This window comes from Desulfovibrio sp. (assembly GCF_047607245.1).
In the GTDB taxonomy this organism is placed as follows: Bacteria; Desulfobacterota; Desulfovibrionia; order Desulfovibrionales; family Desulfovibrionaceae; genus Desulfovibrio.
Window position 1 is genome coordinate 73,000 of sequence record NZ_JASGDK010000070.1, and the last position, 14,341, is coordinate 87,340.

Below are 14,341 nucleotides of genomic sequence, written 5' to 3' on the forward strand. Positions count from 1 at the left end.
TTCTACGGTACGCGGTCTCTCGTGCAGCGGTAGAGCATTTACATTTTCAAAGTTAAAATGCCCGATACGGCAAGGCTGTTACGCAGCCGCACAGGTCAACAGCCCGGCATAAACGTATAACACAGACTCCCGTCAGTATTTTTTAAGGATTCCCGTGAGCAAGGCCTTTTCTCTGCCCCCCTGCCCCTGCAACCCGCCAAGCCTGCCCATAGGCCGGGAGCATCCCTGGCTGGCCCCTCTGGCCGGATACAGCGACCTGCCCTTTCGCCTTCTCTGCCGCGAATACGGAGCCGCCGTCTGCGTGACGGAAATGGTCAGCGCCAAGGGTCTGGTTTATGAAAGTCCCGGCACCAACGAATTGTTGATGAGCCTGCCCGAAGACCAGCCGCTGGTGGTACAGCTTTTTGGAGCCGAAGCCTCTTTTCTGAGCCAAGCTGTCAGCCTGCTGCGCGAAGCCGGATACGGCTGGTTTGACCTCAATATGGGCTGCTCTGTTTCAAAAGTGCTGCGTCAGGGCGCGGGAGCTGCCATGCTTGGTGATACGGACAACATCCTTGAGGTGGCCCGTGCCATGCTGGCTGCCGCCGGGCCGGGAAGGGTGGGCTTCAAGCTGCGCCTGGGTCTGGACGACACGCGCCCCGTATTGCCAGACCTGGCTTTGCGGTTGGAAGACGCAGGCGCGGGCTGGCTGGTGTTGCATCCGCGCACGGCCCGTCAGGGCTTTGGCGGCACAGCCCAGTGGCAGGCTTTGGCAGATCTGGCCCCTCGCCTGTCCATTCCGCTGATGGCCAGCGGCGATCTTTTCAGCGCCGCCGACGGCATGGCCTGCCTTGAGCAGACAGGCGTTGCGGGACTTATGTACGCGCGTGGGGCCATGCACAACCCGGCCATTTTCGCCGACCATGCAGCTCTTTGCGCGGGCAGGCAGCCGCAAACCCAGGATGCGGACGGACTCAAGGCCATGATTTTACGCCATATGGAGCTTGCCCAGCTGCATTGCCCCGGCAAGGCGGCCATATGGAAAATGCGCAGCGTCGTGCCGCGTTACGTCCGTTCCTTGCCCGGCGCACGGGCGCTGCGGCAGGAGCTCTGCCGCTGCTCGAGCTGGGAAGAACTTGAAGAAGCACTGGACAGATGCCTGACTGTTTGAGACGCTGCCTTTCTACAGGAAAATCGATTGTGACGGTCATGCCAGTTTTGCCTCGCAAGACGGCACCGGCACAGCAGGAGAACACATGAACGTTTGCCGCGCCAAAACAGCGGGCTTCTGCATGGGCGTCAGTCTGGCCCTGCAAAAGCTCAATTCCGCCCTTGAAGGATCCTCGGGGCGGGTGAAAGGCGTGGAGCCGGGCCGCATATGCACGCTTGGCCCCATCATCCACAACCCGCAGGTGCTGGCCGAATATGAGGCCCGTGGCGTTGCCTGCGTCAAGGAACCCTCGCAACTGCAACCTGGCGACGTTGCCGTCATCCGCGCGCACGGCATCACCCGGCAGGTTGAACGGCAGGTCTTTGAAAGCGGCGCAACCGTGGTGGACGCCACCTGCCCCAAGGTCAAAAAAGCGCAGCTTTCCATAGCGCGCGCCACGGCCCAGGGCGCAACCCTTCTGCTTTTCGGCGAAGAAGATCACCCCGAGGTGCGCGGCCTTATTTCTTACGCCAGCGGCCCTGCCCACGTATTCGGCAATGCCGAAGAGCTGGCGGCCCTGCATCTGGACCCGGCCCGGCCCTATGTTCTGGCCTCGCAAACCACACAGGACCGCGAAATTTTTACGGCCATACGCGAAACGCTGTCCAGCTCGCTCAAGGATCTTACAATCCTGTCCACTATTTGCGATGCAACCCGCGAGCGGCAGGAAGAAGCCAGAAATATTGCCTCCTCGGTAGATGTCATGGTAGTCGTTGGAGGACGCCAGAGCGGTAATACGCGGCGTCTGGCGGATGTGGCTGCCCTCAGCGGTATTGCCACCTATCATGTTGAAAGTGCCGAAGAGCTTGAAGCAGCAAATTTTGCAAATAAGTCGCAGGCAGGCCTTACGGCTGGCGCTTCTACGCCGAAAAGTCTTATAGACGCAGCCGAGGCATGGCTTTCGTCGCTCTAGAGCAGAGTAGCGTTGAAAATATGCATTCTCAAAATTTAAGACACGCCCGTTCCGGCGCTTAACCGCGCAAACAAGTTGCGCTTACGCCTCCACGGCGGGCGTCTGTTCACGCAGCCGCCACAGCATTTCAAAAGTGAAATGCGCTAACGACCCGCCTGTGCGGCACGACACTGGAGAGGCAGCATGTCCCAGTCCAATATTCTACTTGAAGCCGGCACCAACGAACTGGAAGTGGTGGAATTCTATCTAGACGAATTCGTTCCACCTTCCGGCGAAGCCCCCCAGTTGGATGAAAACGGCCAGCCCGTTCCCGCGCCCTCTTACCGTGGTTACTACGGCGTCAACGTGGCGAAGGTGCTGGAAATCATCCGCATGCCCAAGGTCACGGAACTGCCGGAAGTACAGCACCCCAGCGTGCTTGGCGCGTTCAACCTGCGGTCACGCATCATTCCTCTGGTGGATCTGGCCATGTGGCTTGGCAAGACCCATCCCGGCAATGAAGAACAGCCCAAGACCATCGTGACGGAATTCAACAACGTCACCACGGCCTTTATGGTGTCTGGCGTCAACCGTATCCACCGCATCAGCTGGGAACAGGTCGAGCCGCCGAACAAATACGTGGCCGCTGTTTCCAACAATACGGTCATCGGCGTGGTCAAACTTGAAGACCGCATCATTTTTCTGCTGGACCTGGAAAAGGTTGTGGCCAACCTCAATCCCAAGCTGGGCCTGAGACTGGACGACCTTGGCAAGGACTGGAGCAATTCCGGCTACCGCGCCCTGGTGGCAGACGACTCTGCCCTTGTGCGCGAAATGCTGCGCGACCTGATGGAAAAAGCAGGGTTTACTGTTGAGGTCGTCTCCAACGGGCGTGCTGCCTGGGAAAGACTTGAAGACATCAAGCGCCGCTGCGAAGAAGACGGACAGCCCATTTCGGATTTTGTGCACGTTGTGGTTTCAGACATCGAAATGCCTGTTATGGACGGTCTTAACCTCACCCACCGCATCAAAACCGACCATGTGCTCAGCAAGCTGCCCGTAATCCTGTTCTCGTCACTTATTACGGACAAGCTCCGTCACAAGGGCGACAGCGTCGGGGCCGACGACCAGATCTCCAAGCCAGAAGTTACCCAGCTGGCCCGCCGCGCGATGGTTCTCATCAAGGCCCGTGAAGAAGAGGCCGCTGCTGGTGGAAAACACATGACAAGTCAGGCGGTATAGCTGCTAGACGAATCTGTTTTGCTAACGCAACATAGAATCACAAGATAAAAGCGGGGCGTTTTCGCCCCGCTTTTTGCGTTCCACTTCGGCTGCCCACATAAAATCTGCTCTTTTCAGGGTAGTTATATTTACCTCTGCACTGCCCGTTTTCAGAGAAACAGCACGATATTTGCCGCAAAATGCAGATTTTCGCATATTTGCAAATGGCCTTTACCACATGCTATCCTGAGGCAACAACTTCAGGGGGTATCATATGGCTGTAGTGCTGGGCACAGCCGGTCATATCGACCACGGTAAAACGTCACTGGTCCGGGCACTTACCGGCATCGACTGCGATCGGCTGGAAGAGGAAAAGCGCCGGGGAATCACCATTGAGCTTGGCTTTGCCTGGGTGGACATGCCCAACGGCGAACGGCTGGGCATAGTGGACGTGCCCGGACACGAACGCTTTGTAAAAAATATGGTGGCCGGGGCCGCTGGCGTTGATTTTGTCATGCTGGTCATTGCGGCTGACGAAGGCGTTATGCCTCAAACCCGCGAACATCTTGAGATATGCTCTCTGCTCGGCATACGTAACGGCTTTGTGGCTTTGACCAAAGCCGACATGGTGGAAGCCGACTGGCTGGACATGGTCACAGAAGACGTGCGCGGCTTTCTGGCTGGCAGCTTTCTTGAAGGCGCGCCCATCTTTCCGGTATCGTCAGCCACGGGACAAGGTGTGGACGCGCTGCGTTCGTACGTCTTTGAATTGGCAAAAGATCTGCCCGCCCGCCGCCGCAGCGACATATTCCGTCAGCCTGTGGACCGCGTATTCAGCATGAAAGGACACGGCACCGTGATTACGGGAACGGTTGTTTCCGGAGCCGTCAAGGTTGGTGATGAAGTGCGCTTCATGCCGCCGGACACCCCCACGAAAGCCCGCGGCCTGCAACGCCATAGTAAAAGCGTGGACGAAGTGCAGGCAGGCCAGCGCTGCGCCACCAACGTGCAGGGCCTTGAGGTTGGCGACATCGAACGCGGTCAGGTGCTGACCCATCCCGGCGAACTTTTTCCGGCCAAGCGCTGGCTCATGCGCCTCACCTGCCTTTCTTCCGCTCCACGCGCCCTGCGCCAGAGAGTGGAAATACATTTTCACCACGGCACACTGGAATGCCCGGCGCGCGTTGTTTTCTGGGACAGGGACAAACTGGCCCCCGGCGAAACAGCTCTGGCGGAAATCCGCTTCAAGGACGATATGGTGGGCATTTTGGGCGACCACTGCGTCGTGCGCGCCTATTCGCCCCTGCGCACAGTTGCGGGCGGCATTCTTTTAAGCCCGCTGCCGCCCGAGCTGCGCCGCAAAGATCCGGGCTTGCAGGCAAAACTGGCCCTGCTGCAAAAGCTGCCCGCTCTGGATCAGGAAATTGAAATGGCCCCGGCTGGCAAGGCCGGAGCCAAGGCGCGGGACGAAGCCAGAGCAGGGCTCATTGAAACCGTGCTCACCCTGCGCGGAAGCGAAGGGGCAGACGAAGCCCGCCTGCGGGTGCTCACGGGCTTTCCCCGTTCTGCGCTGGAATCGGGTCTGCAGCTGCTTTCTATGCGAGGTTCGGCCCTGTGCTGGGACAAGGAAGGCCGCCTCTGGATTGCCAAAGAACCTTTCGACAGCCTGCTGCAAGCCTGCCTTGCCCGTGGTGCCGAGCTGCACCAGAAAGATCCTCTCAAGCCCGGCTTCACGCGCGGCGCCCTTTGCGCCGTTTGGAGCAAAACCCTGCCCCAGCGCCTTATTCAGCGCGTGCTGGATACAGCGCTCAAGCAAGGGCAACTTGCCCCCGAGGGCGAGGGATTGCGGCTGGCGGAACACAAGGTCAGCCTTGCGGCTGATCAGGCGGGTCTGCGGCAAAAGCTGCTCGATGCCCATACCGCTTCCGCCCTGGCGCCCCCCAATGCCAAGGACGTTTTTGAAGAACTGGGCGTCAGCGCCAAGGAAGCCGCCCCCGTGTTGCGCCTGCTTTGCGAGGAAGGTGAGCTGGTCAAGATCAAGGATGGCCTCTATTACCACGGGCCTGCCCTGACCGATATTCTTGAACGTGTGCGGCGCTGGTTTGAAAGCAACGACAATCTGGACGTAGGCAGTCTCAAGGAAATACTGGGGCTTTCGCGCAAGTACCTTATCGCCCTGCTGGAATATATGGACAACGAACGCATCACCGTGCGCGTGGGCGACCAGCGCCGTTACCGGGGCCGCTGATATGCCCCGATATGCCGTCGGCCTGGCGGGTCAGCGGGCAGGCCAGGGCCAATTCTGCCGGACCAGCCGCCTCGTACGGATCATAAAAATACCGGTTCCCTGCTACTGTTCCTGTTGCAAATCATGCTTAGAATACGTTAATAATGCTCATTTGCTCATAATACATTCACGTAAGGAGCGCAGAAATGTCTGAAAAAATTCTGGTAGTGGGCGGCGTTGCCCTTGGCCCCAAGGCTGCGGCCCGTTGCAAACGTCTTATGCCTGAAGCGGAAGTAACCCTGGTGGATGAAAATGTTTTCATCTCCTACGGAGGCTGCGGCATTCCCTACTATGTGTCGGGTGAAATCCAGAATCTGGACGATTTGCGCTCCACCCCCTACCATACTGTGCGCGACGCGGAGTTTTTCCGCGATATGAAAGGCGTCACCGTGCGCACGCAGACGCGCGCCACAGCCATTGACCGCGCTGCCAAAACCCTTGCCGTAAAAAATGTCGTCACCGGGCAGGAAGAAAAGCTGCCGTATGACAAGCTGGTGCTGGCCACTGGCGCAACCCCTCGCGTGCCCCCCGTTGAAGGCAAGGACCTCAAAAACGTTCTTTCCCTGACCCGCCTGGAAGCTGCCGGAACCATCCGAAGCGCCTGCCAGGAAGGCAAGATCACCGAGGCCGTTATTGTGGGCGGCGGCTTTATCGGCCTTGAGGCTGCCGTCGCTCTGGCCGACATGTGGGGCGTCAAGTGCAGTGTAGTGGAAATGGTGGACCAGATTCTGCCCGGTGTGCTTTCGCATTCCGTAGCCCAGATGGCCGCGCATGACTGCGTTGCCCATAGCGTCGACGTGTACACGGGCGAAAAGGTCGTGCGCCTTGAAGGCAAGGACGGCACAGTAAGCAAAGTCGTCACCGACAAGCGCGAGCTGAATGCCCAACTGGTTATTTTTGCCGCAGGCTTTATCCCCAACGGGCAGATCGCCAAGGAAGCCGGGCTGGACGTGGCCCCCTTCGGCGCTATTATCGTTGACCAGCACATGCGCACCTCTGACCCGTCCATCTATGCTGGCGGCGACTGCGTTGCCATCAAAAATCTCATTACCGGCAAACTGGGCTATCTGCCCCTGGGCAGCATGGCCAACCGTCAGGGCCGCGTTATCGGCACCAATCTGGCTGGCGGCAAGGCCAGCTTCCACGGTTATGTGGGTTCCTGGGCCGTCAAACTCTTTGATCTTTCTTTCTGCGGTGTGGGCCTCACCGTTGACAACGCGCGCAAGGAAGGCTTTGACGCCATCAGCGTCAGCGTCGAACAATTCGACCACGCCCACTTTTATCCCGAAAAGGCCATGATGACTCTGGAACTGGTGGTGGACAAAGCCACCAGCCGCGTGCTCGGCATGCAGGGGGCCTGCGCCGACGGCGACTCCCTCAAGGCGCGCGTGGACGCAGTGGCCGCTGCCCTGCAATACTCCAAGCCTACGGTTGAAGACATTTCCAACCTTGAAATCGCCTATGCCCCGCCCTTTGCATCAGCAATGGACGTGGTCAATGTGGTGGGCAACGTGGCTGACAACGTTCTGGCCGGGCGCTTCACCCCTGTCACCGGCGACAAGTTTATGGATATGTGGAAGAACCGCAAAGAAAACCACGTGTTTTTCATTGATGCCCGCCCCGCCGCCGCAGGCCGCGCCGTGCAGGAAAAGCATCCTGACTGGCACGCCATCCCGCTGGAAGAAGTGGCCGCCCGCATCAGTGAGGTGCCCAAAGACCGCCCGGTGGCCATCATCTGCAACACAGGGCTGCGCGCCTATGACAGCCTGCTTGTTCTGGCTCGTCACGGCGTCACCGACGTGGTGAACTCCACGGGCGGCATGCAGGCCGTGCTCAAGATGGGCCTTTCCGTCTAGGTGCTGTTTCTAAATAAATGGTTTTGACCCAAGGGCAAGGAAAAAGATCTTTTTTATGAAAGTAGTGTACTTTTATAGTACATGACTGGAGTAAAAAATGGCCTTTTGATGCAGCCAGCTGGGCAAAAGAATTAGAGACAGTACCTAGGCAGTTGCCTCCCGCACAGGAGGCATACTTTCGCTAGAAACGCTTTGTGGGGCAGAGATCCTTTTGCTAAAGGATCTCTGCCCCACAACTATTAAAACATTTTTATTTTAGAATGTTGAAAGGATTCCGCCTTGGGAAGGCGAACCCAACGGCAGCGGTTTCTACTTTCCGATGCAGAGCAAGAAAATTCTGAAATCAGGCCAAAGAAAACCCGGCGACCGTTTGTACGGACGCCGGGTTCACAGTTATTTTACTGTAAATGCTTATACCGGGAGCGTCATTCCTGCGAAAAACGGTGCAGGCGCACAGCCAGAGGCTGCATGCTGCCCTTGTTCATAGCAGAAACAATAAACGCGAAGTCCCTGGCTTGACCGCTGGGCGGGCAGGGACCACGATAGTGGCGGGTCAAGCCGCCTTCAGGTATGGTGCCGGAACCGTCGTTGTTCCACGCGCCGCCACCGAGAAAAAGTTCCTGAGAGTCACCGGTGAACTCCACCAGGCGCACATCAAAGTAATCTGTGCCATTGGGAGCTTCGGCCACAGTTATTTCAGGAGAAATACGCGAGCAACGGTGAACATCGCGCAAATTTACCGTAATGGCCATACCAACGGGAACCTCTTCGGTTTCCTTGGCGGCGCAGGCAGGCAACAGCAGCGCCGCGCAGAGCGCGGGCATAAGGACGCGCAGGGCTTTGCCGAAAATATCAAAACGCATCAGAGCCTCCAAATGACAATTGCTTTGTGCAGCTTTTGGAAGCATAACCAATAGTCATGTCGAATACAACAACCACTGGGAGTCGTTTTATGTCTATTCTTGCCGACAGCGTTACCGGCTATCTTGAACACGCTTCCTGGATACGCCGCATGTTCGAAGCCGGGGGACAGCTCAAGGCCCGTTATGGTGCGGAAAATGTCTATGATTTCAGCCTCGGCAACCCCGACCTGCCAGCCCCGCCCGCTGTGGCTGAAGGCCTGAAAGCCTTTGCCGAGCACGCCCATGAGCCTTTTGCCTTTGGCTACATGCCCAATGGCGGCTACCCGTGGGCACGCGAAAAACTGGCCGCTCACCTGAGTCACGAGCAGGGCGCACACATAACGGCAGAAGACGTTATTCTTGGCTGCGGCGCGGCGGGCGTGCTTAACGCCTTCTTGCGGGCAGTGTTGAACCCTGGCGAAGAAATGCTCGCCTTTGCCCCCTATTTTGTGGAATACGGCTTCTACGTGTCCAACCACGGCGGCGTGTTCAAGGCCGTACCTAGCAAAAAAGACACCTTTGCTCCCGACCTTGATGCCCTTGAGGCAGCCATTACCGAAAACACCCGTGTGGTGCTTATCAATTCGCCCCACAACCCCACGGGCGTCGTCTACAAGCGCAAGGAAGTGGCAGCCATTGCCGACCTTCTGCTCAACAAGAGCCAGCAATACGGCAAACCCATCTGGCTGATCTCTGACGAGCCGTACCGCTTTCTGGCGTATGACGGAGTGGAAGTGCCTTCGGTGCTGCCACTCTATCCTTATGCCGTTGCCATCAGCTCTTTTTCCAAGAGCCTTTCCCTGCCGGGCGAACGCCTGGGCTATGCCGCGGTTTCGCCCTTGTTGCCCAAGGAAGAAAAAGCTCAGCTCATGGCCGGGCTTACCCTCACCAACCGTATTCTGGGCTTCGTCAATCCGCCTGTCGTGGGGCAGCATATCATGGCCGCCGCTCTGGGCTCGCAGGTAGACCTTTCGGTCTACGCCGCCCGCCGCAAAGCTATGGCTGAAGTGCTCACGCAGGCAGGCTACGAATTCCAGATGCCCGCTGGCGCTTTTTACTTCTTCCCCAAGGCTCCCGGCGGAGACGATGTGGGCTTTGTGAACGCCCTGCTTGAAGAGCGCATTCTTGCCGTTCCTGGTACGGGCTTTGGCTGCCCCGGCCATTTCCGGCTGGCATTCTGCGTGGATGAAAGCGTTATTCGCAACTCTGCTGAAGGCTTTGCCAAGGCCCGCGCAACTGTGAAGTAAATGAGGCAATTTCTCAGAGCATGTCTCCTGAAGCAGACTCGCCTTGAAATTGCTGCAATTTCAAAGCTGACGGTTAGCCGAAGGCGCGGTCTTTGGCTAAATCCATGAAGCGTTGCGGCGAACGGCCCGGCCCACTACCGCCGGATGTTTCAGCATGTTAAAAATTGATATGCTCACAAATTGCAATGGAAATATTATGAAAAACAAGTTCCACCGCATTCCGGCCCATATTTTCTGCCTTCCGGCTCTGCTCATGCTTGTGCTGCTGGCGGTTCCTGCTCTGGCCAGGGACATCAGTGTGCAAGACGCTGACGCCCTGTTGAAAAATCCGCCCCAGGGGCTTGTCATCGTGGACGTGCGCACTCCGGCGGAATTCCGTGAGGGGCACCTGCCCGGCGCGGTAAATATGGACTACTTCAGTGGGCCTTTTGAAAGCCAGATTGAAAGTCTGCCCAAAAACGCCCCTGTGCTGCTTTACTGCCGCACAGGCAACCGCTCGGCCAGCGCTTATGAAACTATGACCAAGGCTGGCATAGGGAACATTTTGCATATGCACGAGGGCATCAGTGCATGGCAACGGCTTGGCCTGCCAGAAGAAAAATAATTTTCAAAATCTGGCACACTCTCTGCATTATTAGGGCGGGGAGGAATATTTTTCCTCCACCGCCCCTGCCTGACGACGCATCGGCATATTTTGCATATGGCCGGTTCGACCCGTATTCGGCGGCATTGCCGCCAGACGGAAAGGCATGAAAACTGCGCATGGATGCGGCAATACCGCAGCCTGCCCGCAGTTTTCTGGATACGTTGACGTCGTCAACAGCCAGGGGCAGCTAGGAAATCACTTTCCTTGCCGCCCCTATTTTATTGGAGGCTAGCGTGAACTCGTCATTATACATAGGCGCCACTGGCATGAAGGGCCTGGCTGAGGGCATGAATGTTACCACAAATAACATCGCCAACATCAGCACCATAGGCTACAAGCAGCAGGGCATCCTTTTTTCCGACATTTTCTATGCCGAACAAGGCGGCATGGGAAACTGGTGGAACGCGCAGCAAGATTCCCGCGTGGCCCTGGGCCAGGTGGGCATGGGCCTTCAGGTTGAGTCTGTGCGCACGATGTTCGGCCAGGGCAGCTTTGACTCCAGCAATACCGTCACGGACATGGCCATCAACGGCAAGGGCTTTTTTCAGGTCACGGACGGCGTAGACCTTTACTACACCCGCGCCGGAGACTTCCGCCCCGACGACGAAGGCGTCTTGCGCACGCCTTCGGGCATGGCCCTCAACGGCTACAAGTACAATACCGACGGCACCAAGGGCGGCCTGCAACAGGTTACCATCGACAAATTCTCCAGCATGCCTGCCAAAACAACCACCGCGGTGGACATGCGCTTTAACCTCGGTCTGACCACGCAAAGCTCGACAGACGCTACCAATCCGTATTTCAGCCTTCTTGGCAGCTACAACGCCACCAATTCGCCGCCCATTTCCAACACGGCATACGGCTACGCGCAGGGCATCACCCTGTATGGCGCAGACGGAAGCCAGCAGCAGGCAACCATATATTTCGATCCCGCAGCCAGCGACAAGCCCGGCAGCGTGATGCAATACCTAATTGCCACGGGCGATACCGCCAAGGACGGCAGTGCCACCGCAGGCACAGGGGCCCTTATGACGGGCACGCTGACCTTTGACTCCAAGGGGCAGTTGACCGACATGACGGCCTTCACTCCGTCTGCATCGGGCAGCACCAACCTGGCAGACTGGGTTCCCTCCCAGCTCTCCGCAGGCGGACTGCCGCAGATGACCGTAAACGGGGTTGCCACCACGGTAAATCTGGGCATCAGCTCGGCTGGCGGCTGGCAGAATGCCCCCGCCAATGCCGCGGCTGTGGGCACCAGCCAGTCCGCACTGGGCGGCATGGGCACTGGCGCAACCGTATCCGTTGACGCCACCACCAACTACACGGGCACTTCGCCCGTCACGCGGCGCAACACTCAGGACGGCTACGCGTCCGGGGCCTTGAGCACCATCAATATTACTGGCGATGGTACAGTGGTGGGCACCTACTCCAACAACCAAAGCATGAATCTGTGGGAGATACCTGTCTGCCGTTTCACCAGCGAAGACGGTTTGCGCCGCGAAGGCAACAACCTCTTTAGTGCCACCCCCGATGCCGGAAAAATGGAAATGGGCCAGGCAGGAACACAGAACTACGGCACCATCCGCGCCTATAATACCGAGAATTCCAACGTGGACATGGCCACGGAAATGACCAATATGATCATCACCCAGCGCGGCTTCCAGTCAAACAGCAAGGTGGTCACGACCGCTGACCAGATGTTGCAGAAAGCCGTGGAAATGAAGCGTTAGCCAGAAGTTTTTTTCAAGGAAACGCTGATTTATTCCGTTTGCCGGCGTTGCTTCATTTTTTTTTGAAACAGTCAAGGACGGAGGAGTCCACTCCTGCTTCAAAAAAAATCGCGCCTTGCCCAAAGAAATAACTGCGCGTTTCCAGCAGGTTCTTTAATCAGTGCTCCCCTAACGCTCTTCTCTGACGCAGCGTAGGACGGGGATGACATGCCGCACCGAACGGTTCTTTCAGGTGCGGCGTTGTGGAAAAACAAAAATCTGGCAGCCTGAAAAGGCTATATATCCAATAAAACTGGCTGTTAATGAATACATGACACTTTCTGTGTTTAAAGCCCCCTTTGCAGGGGGCTTTTTTATTATTTCCACAAATGGTATGCTGGTGACACCGAATGCACAAAGCGCGGCATCTTGTGCAAAAATGTCAATTTTGATACGGGGTTGTTCTCATCTCATGAATGAGTTGCAGCCCTGTCTCCAAAGTCTGCCCTTTCATCGGCGGGCCTGCCAGAACAACGCAGACAGTAGCGTGATCACTGGCATAAACGTTATCCCGGGTCAGCCACGGGCCACACTGCCGCATCCACTTTTTTCAGACGGCGGCACGGCAATCAGTATGGAGAAGCCGAAGCCATGAATGCTTCCATTCCGTCAGACATCTCTTCATCAGGATCGAAGCCTCTTCAGGCTGACCCACAAGCTGCCGCAGAAACCGTTCTTTACGGCGTCACGGGCTGGCCGCTGGCCCAAAGCCTCTCTCCTCTTTTGCACAATACGGGTTTCAGAACGCTTGGCCTGCCTGGCCTGTACCTGCGCTGGGAAATTCCGCCGCAGCGTCTGCCCGCCTTTGTGGACAGCGTGCGCACTCTGCGCCTTGGCGGCTGTTCCGTCACCATTCCCCACAAGGTTGCCCTGCTGCCCCTGCTGGACGAAGTAAGCCCTCTGGCGCGTCAGGTCGGCGCGGTTAACACCATCTACTGGCACGGCGACAAGCTTTGTGGCGAAAACACCGACGTGGCAGGCTTTATGGCCCCACTGGCGCATGAAGACCTGCACGGCGCGGACATACTGCTGCTGGGCGCAGGGGGAGCGGCCAGAGCCGCTGCAGCGGGGCTCATGAGCCTTGCGGCGGACCGCAGACCGGGCAAGGTCTTTATCAGCACGCCTTCTGATTCCTCACACCTGCCCCTGGCTGAAGAGTTTGAACTGCACCCCATTCTGTGGGCGCAACGGCACGACATTCCGGCCCGGCTAGTGGTCAACACCACACCTCTTGGCATGCGTGGAAAGGCCGAAGATGAGACCCCCTACCTTTTTGACCTTGCGGACAAAAAAATCGGAAATAATGCTGCCGAAACGACTACTTTAGCCTATGACATCGTGTACAACCCGCTGGAAACGCTGTTCTTGCGCGATGCCGCCCGCCACGGCAGACGCTGTCTCTCGGGTATGGACATGTTTTTCGGCCAGGGCGACGCCCAGTTCCGCCTGTGGACGGGGCAAAACCTGCCCATTGAATCGCGGCGCGCTCTGGAAGCAGCGCTGAACTCAAACTAGGGCGCTGTGACGTAAAAAGGTTTAAATGCTCCAACGCGGCAGAAGTGTGCAGTGCGCCGCAACGCGGTGTGGATTCGGCCCCAATTGCACTCCTGGGCAGAATAGCCGCGTTGAAAATGACCCAAAACCTCAGCGGTTGGACCATAACACCATTCCACAAGCGTGCTTGCGGCCGCCGTGGAGTACATACAGGGCGCGAAGCCCAGACCGCCGGATGCCCCCCGTCGTCGGTCAGACGCAAGCGAGGTTCATATGCGCATACTTATTTTGCATGGCGTCAACCTGAATATGTTTGGCAGGCGTGATCCCGCCCAGTACGGCAATGCCACTCTGGCCCAGATAGATTCCGGCCTGGAAGCGCTGGGCAGGGAACTTGGCGTTACCGTGGAATGCTTTCAAACCAATCATGAAGGCGAAATGGTAGAACGCATCCACAAGGTTCTGGATGAAGAGGTTCAGGCTGTGGTCATCAATGCCGGCGCATGGACCCACTACAGTCACGCCATCGCCGATGCCCTGGCCATCTTGAAGATACCCGTGGTGGAAGTGCACATGTCCAATGTTCACGCCCGTGAGAGCTTCAGACACAATTCCGTACTGTCAGCCGTATGCACGGGCAGCATCTGCGGCTTTGGGCCAGCCAGCTATCTGCTTGGCCTTCGGGCCGCGCGCAATGCGGTCATACACATGAACAAATAGGCAAAAGCTAGTTCCAGTACATTCCACTGCACTGGAACTAGCTTTTTACATATTTCTGCGTTACTGATTATAATATTATCGTTTGTCCAGGGGGTCCCCCTGTCAGCCTCTAACCAGA

The 14,341-nt window shown here is 57.4% G+C and carries 12 protein-coding genes; 11 read left to right on the forward strand and 1 reads right to left on the reverse strand.

What is annotated here, in order from left to right:
- The first annotated feature begins 154 nt into the window (after positions 1-154).
- The 5 genes from QM579_RS05535 to QM579_RS05555 all read left to right on the forward strand — a co-directional run bounded on the left by QM579_RS05535 (position 155) and on the right by QM579_RS05555 (position 7,445).
- Positions 155-1,150, forward strand: a complete 996-nt coding sequence (locus QM579_RS05535; RefSeq protein WP_414998181.1) for a tRNA dihydrouridine synthase — start codon at positions 155-157, stop codon at positions 1,148-1,150.
- Between the two features lie 85 nt (positions 1,151-1,235).
- On the forward strand, positions 1,236-2,102 hold the full coding sequence (gene ispH, locus QM579_RS05540; protein ID WP_414998182.1) for a 4-hydroxy-3-methylbut-2-enyl diphosphate reductase: 867 nt from the start codon (positions 1,236-1,238) through the stop codon (positions 2,100-2,102).
- A 183-nt stretch (positions 2,103-2,285) separates the two neighbouring features.
- Entirely contained in the window at positions 2,286-3,323 is a 1,038-nt protein-coding gene (locus tag QM579_RS05545; protein WP_414998183.1) for a chemotaxis protein, read from the forward strand.
- Positions 3,324-3,576: 253 nt separating this feature from the next.
- Positions 3,577-5,550, forward strand: coding sequence for a selenocysteine-specific translation elongation factor (gene selB, locus QM579_RS05550; protein ID WP_414998184.1), 1,974 nt, complete (start codon positions 3,577-3,579; stop codon positions 5,548-5,550).
- A gap of 185 nt (positions 5,551-5,735) precedes the next feature.
- Positions 5,736-7,445, forward strand: a complete 1,710-nt coding sequence (locus tag QM579_RS05555; protein ID WP_414998185.1) for an FAD-dependent oxidoreductase — start codon at positions 5,736-5,738, stop codon at positions 7,443-7,445.
- 425 nt (positions 7,446-7,870) lie between these two features.
- Here the strand turns inward: QM579_RS05555 and QM579_RS05560 are convergent, their stop codons facing one another.
- Entirely contained in the window at positions 7,871-8,308 is a 438-nt protein-coding gene (locus tag QM579_RS05560) for an MbtF (protein ID WP_414998186.1), read from the reverse strand.
- Between the two features lie 89 nt (positions 8,309-8,397).
- On the opposite strand from QM579_RS05560, the gene QM579_RS05565 reads away from it, so the two are divergent.
- From QM579_RS05565 to aroQ, 6 genes are all read left to right on the forward strand, one after another.
- Positions 8,398-9,594, forward strand: coding sequence for a pyridoxal phosphate-dependent aminotransferase (locus tag QM579_RS05565; RefSeq protein ID WP_414998187.1), 1,197 nt, complete (start codon positions 8,398-8,400; stop codon positions 9,592-9,594).
- 196 nt (positions 9,595-9,790) lie between these two features.
- A complete protein-coding gene (locus QM579_RS05570) occupies positions 9,791-10,198 on the forward strand; it encodes a rhodanese-like domain-containing protein (RefSeq protein WP_414998188.1) in 408 nt (135 codons plus the stop codon).
- A gap of 275 nt (positions 10,199-10,473) precedes the next feature.
- Positions 10,474-11,970 carry a flagellar hook protein FlgE gene (locus tag QM579_RS05575; protein ID WP_414998189.1) on the forward strand — a complete coding sequence of 499 codons (1,497 nt, stop codon included), beginning with the start codon at positions 10,474-10,476 and terminating at the stop codon, positions 11,968-11,970.
- Positions 11,971-12,172: 202 nt separating this feature from the next.
- On the forward strand, positions 12,173-12,604 hold the full coding sequence (locus tag QM579_RS05580; protein WP_414998190.1) for a hypothetical protein: 432 nt from the start codon (positions 12,173-12,175) through the stop codon (positions 12,602-12,604).
- Complete coding sequence (locus QM579_RS05585) at positions 12,601-13,524, forward strand: shikimate dehydrogenase family protein (protein ID WP_414998191.1); 924 nt, start codon at positions 12,601-12,603, stop codon at positions 13,522-13,524. The genes QM579_RS05580 and QM579_RS05585 overlap by 4 nt, the downstream gene beginning before the upstream one ends.
- Positions 13,525-13,776: 252 nt before the next feature.
- Positions 13,777-14,223 carry a type II 3-dehydroquinate dehydratase gene (gene aroQ / locus QM579_RS05590; RefSeq protein ID WP_183718933.1) on the forward strand — a complete coding sequence of 149 codons (447 nt, stop codon included), beginning with the start codon at positions 13,777-13,779 and terminating at the stop codon, positions 14,221-14,223.
- Positions 14,224-14,341: the final 118 nt, after the last annotated feature.

Excerpts from the sequence above, each read along its gene's own strand:
- ispH (WP_414998182.1), top strand. The coding sequence starts at position 1,236 with ATGAACGTTTGCCGCGCCAAAACAGCGGGCTTCTGCATGGGCGTCAGT.
- QM579_RS05545 (WP_414998183.1), top strand. The coding sequence starts at position 2,286 with ATGTCCCAGTCCAATATTCTACTTGAAGCCGGCACCAACGAACTGGAA.
- selB (WP_414998184.1), top strand. The coding sequence starts at position 3,577 with ATGGCTGTAGTGCTGGGCACAGCCGGTCATATCGACCACGGTAAAACG.
- QM579_RS05555 (WP_414998185.1), top strand. The coding sequence starts at position 5,736 with ATGTCTGAAAAAATTCTGGTAGTGGGCGGCGTTGCCCTTGGCCCCAAG.
- QM579_RS05560 (WP_414998186.1), bottom strand. The coding sequence starts at position 8,308 with ATGCGTTTTGATATTTTCGGCAAAGCCCTGCGCGTCCTTATGCCCGCG.
- QM579_RS05565 (WP_414998187.1), top strand. The coding sequence starts at position 8,398 with ATGTCTATTCTTGCCGACAGCGTTACCGGCTATCTTGAACACGCTTCC.
- QM579_RS05570 (WP_414998188.1), top strand. The coding sequence starts at position 9,791 with ATGAAAAACAAGTTCCACCGCATTCCGGCCCATATTTTCTGCCTTCCG.
- QM579_RS05580 (WP_414998190.1), top strand. The coding sequence starts at position 12,173 with ATGACATGCCGCACCGAACGGTTCTTTCAGGTGCGGCGTTGTGGAAAA.
- QM579_RS05585 (WP_414998191.1), top strand. The coding sequence starts at position 12,601 with ATGAATGCTTCCATTCCGTCAGACATCTCTTCATCAGGATCGAAGCCT.
- aroQ (WP_183718933.1), top strand. The coding sequence starts at position 13,777 with ATGCGCATACTTATTTTGCATGGCGTCAACCTGAATATGTTTGGCAGG.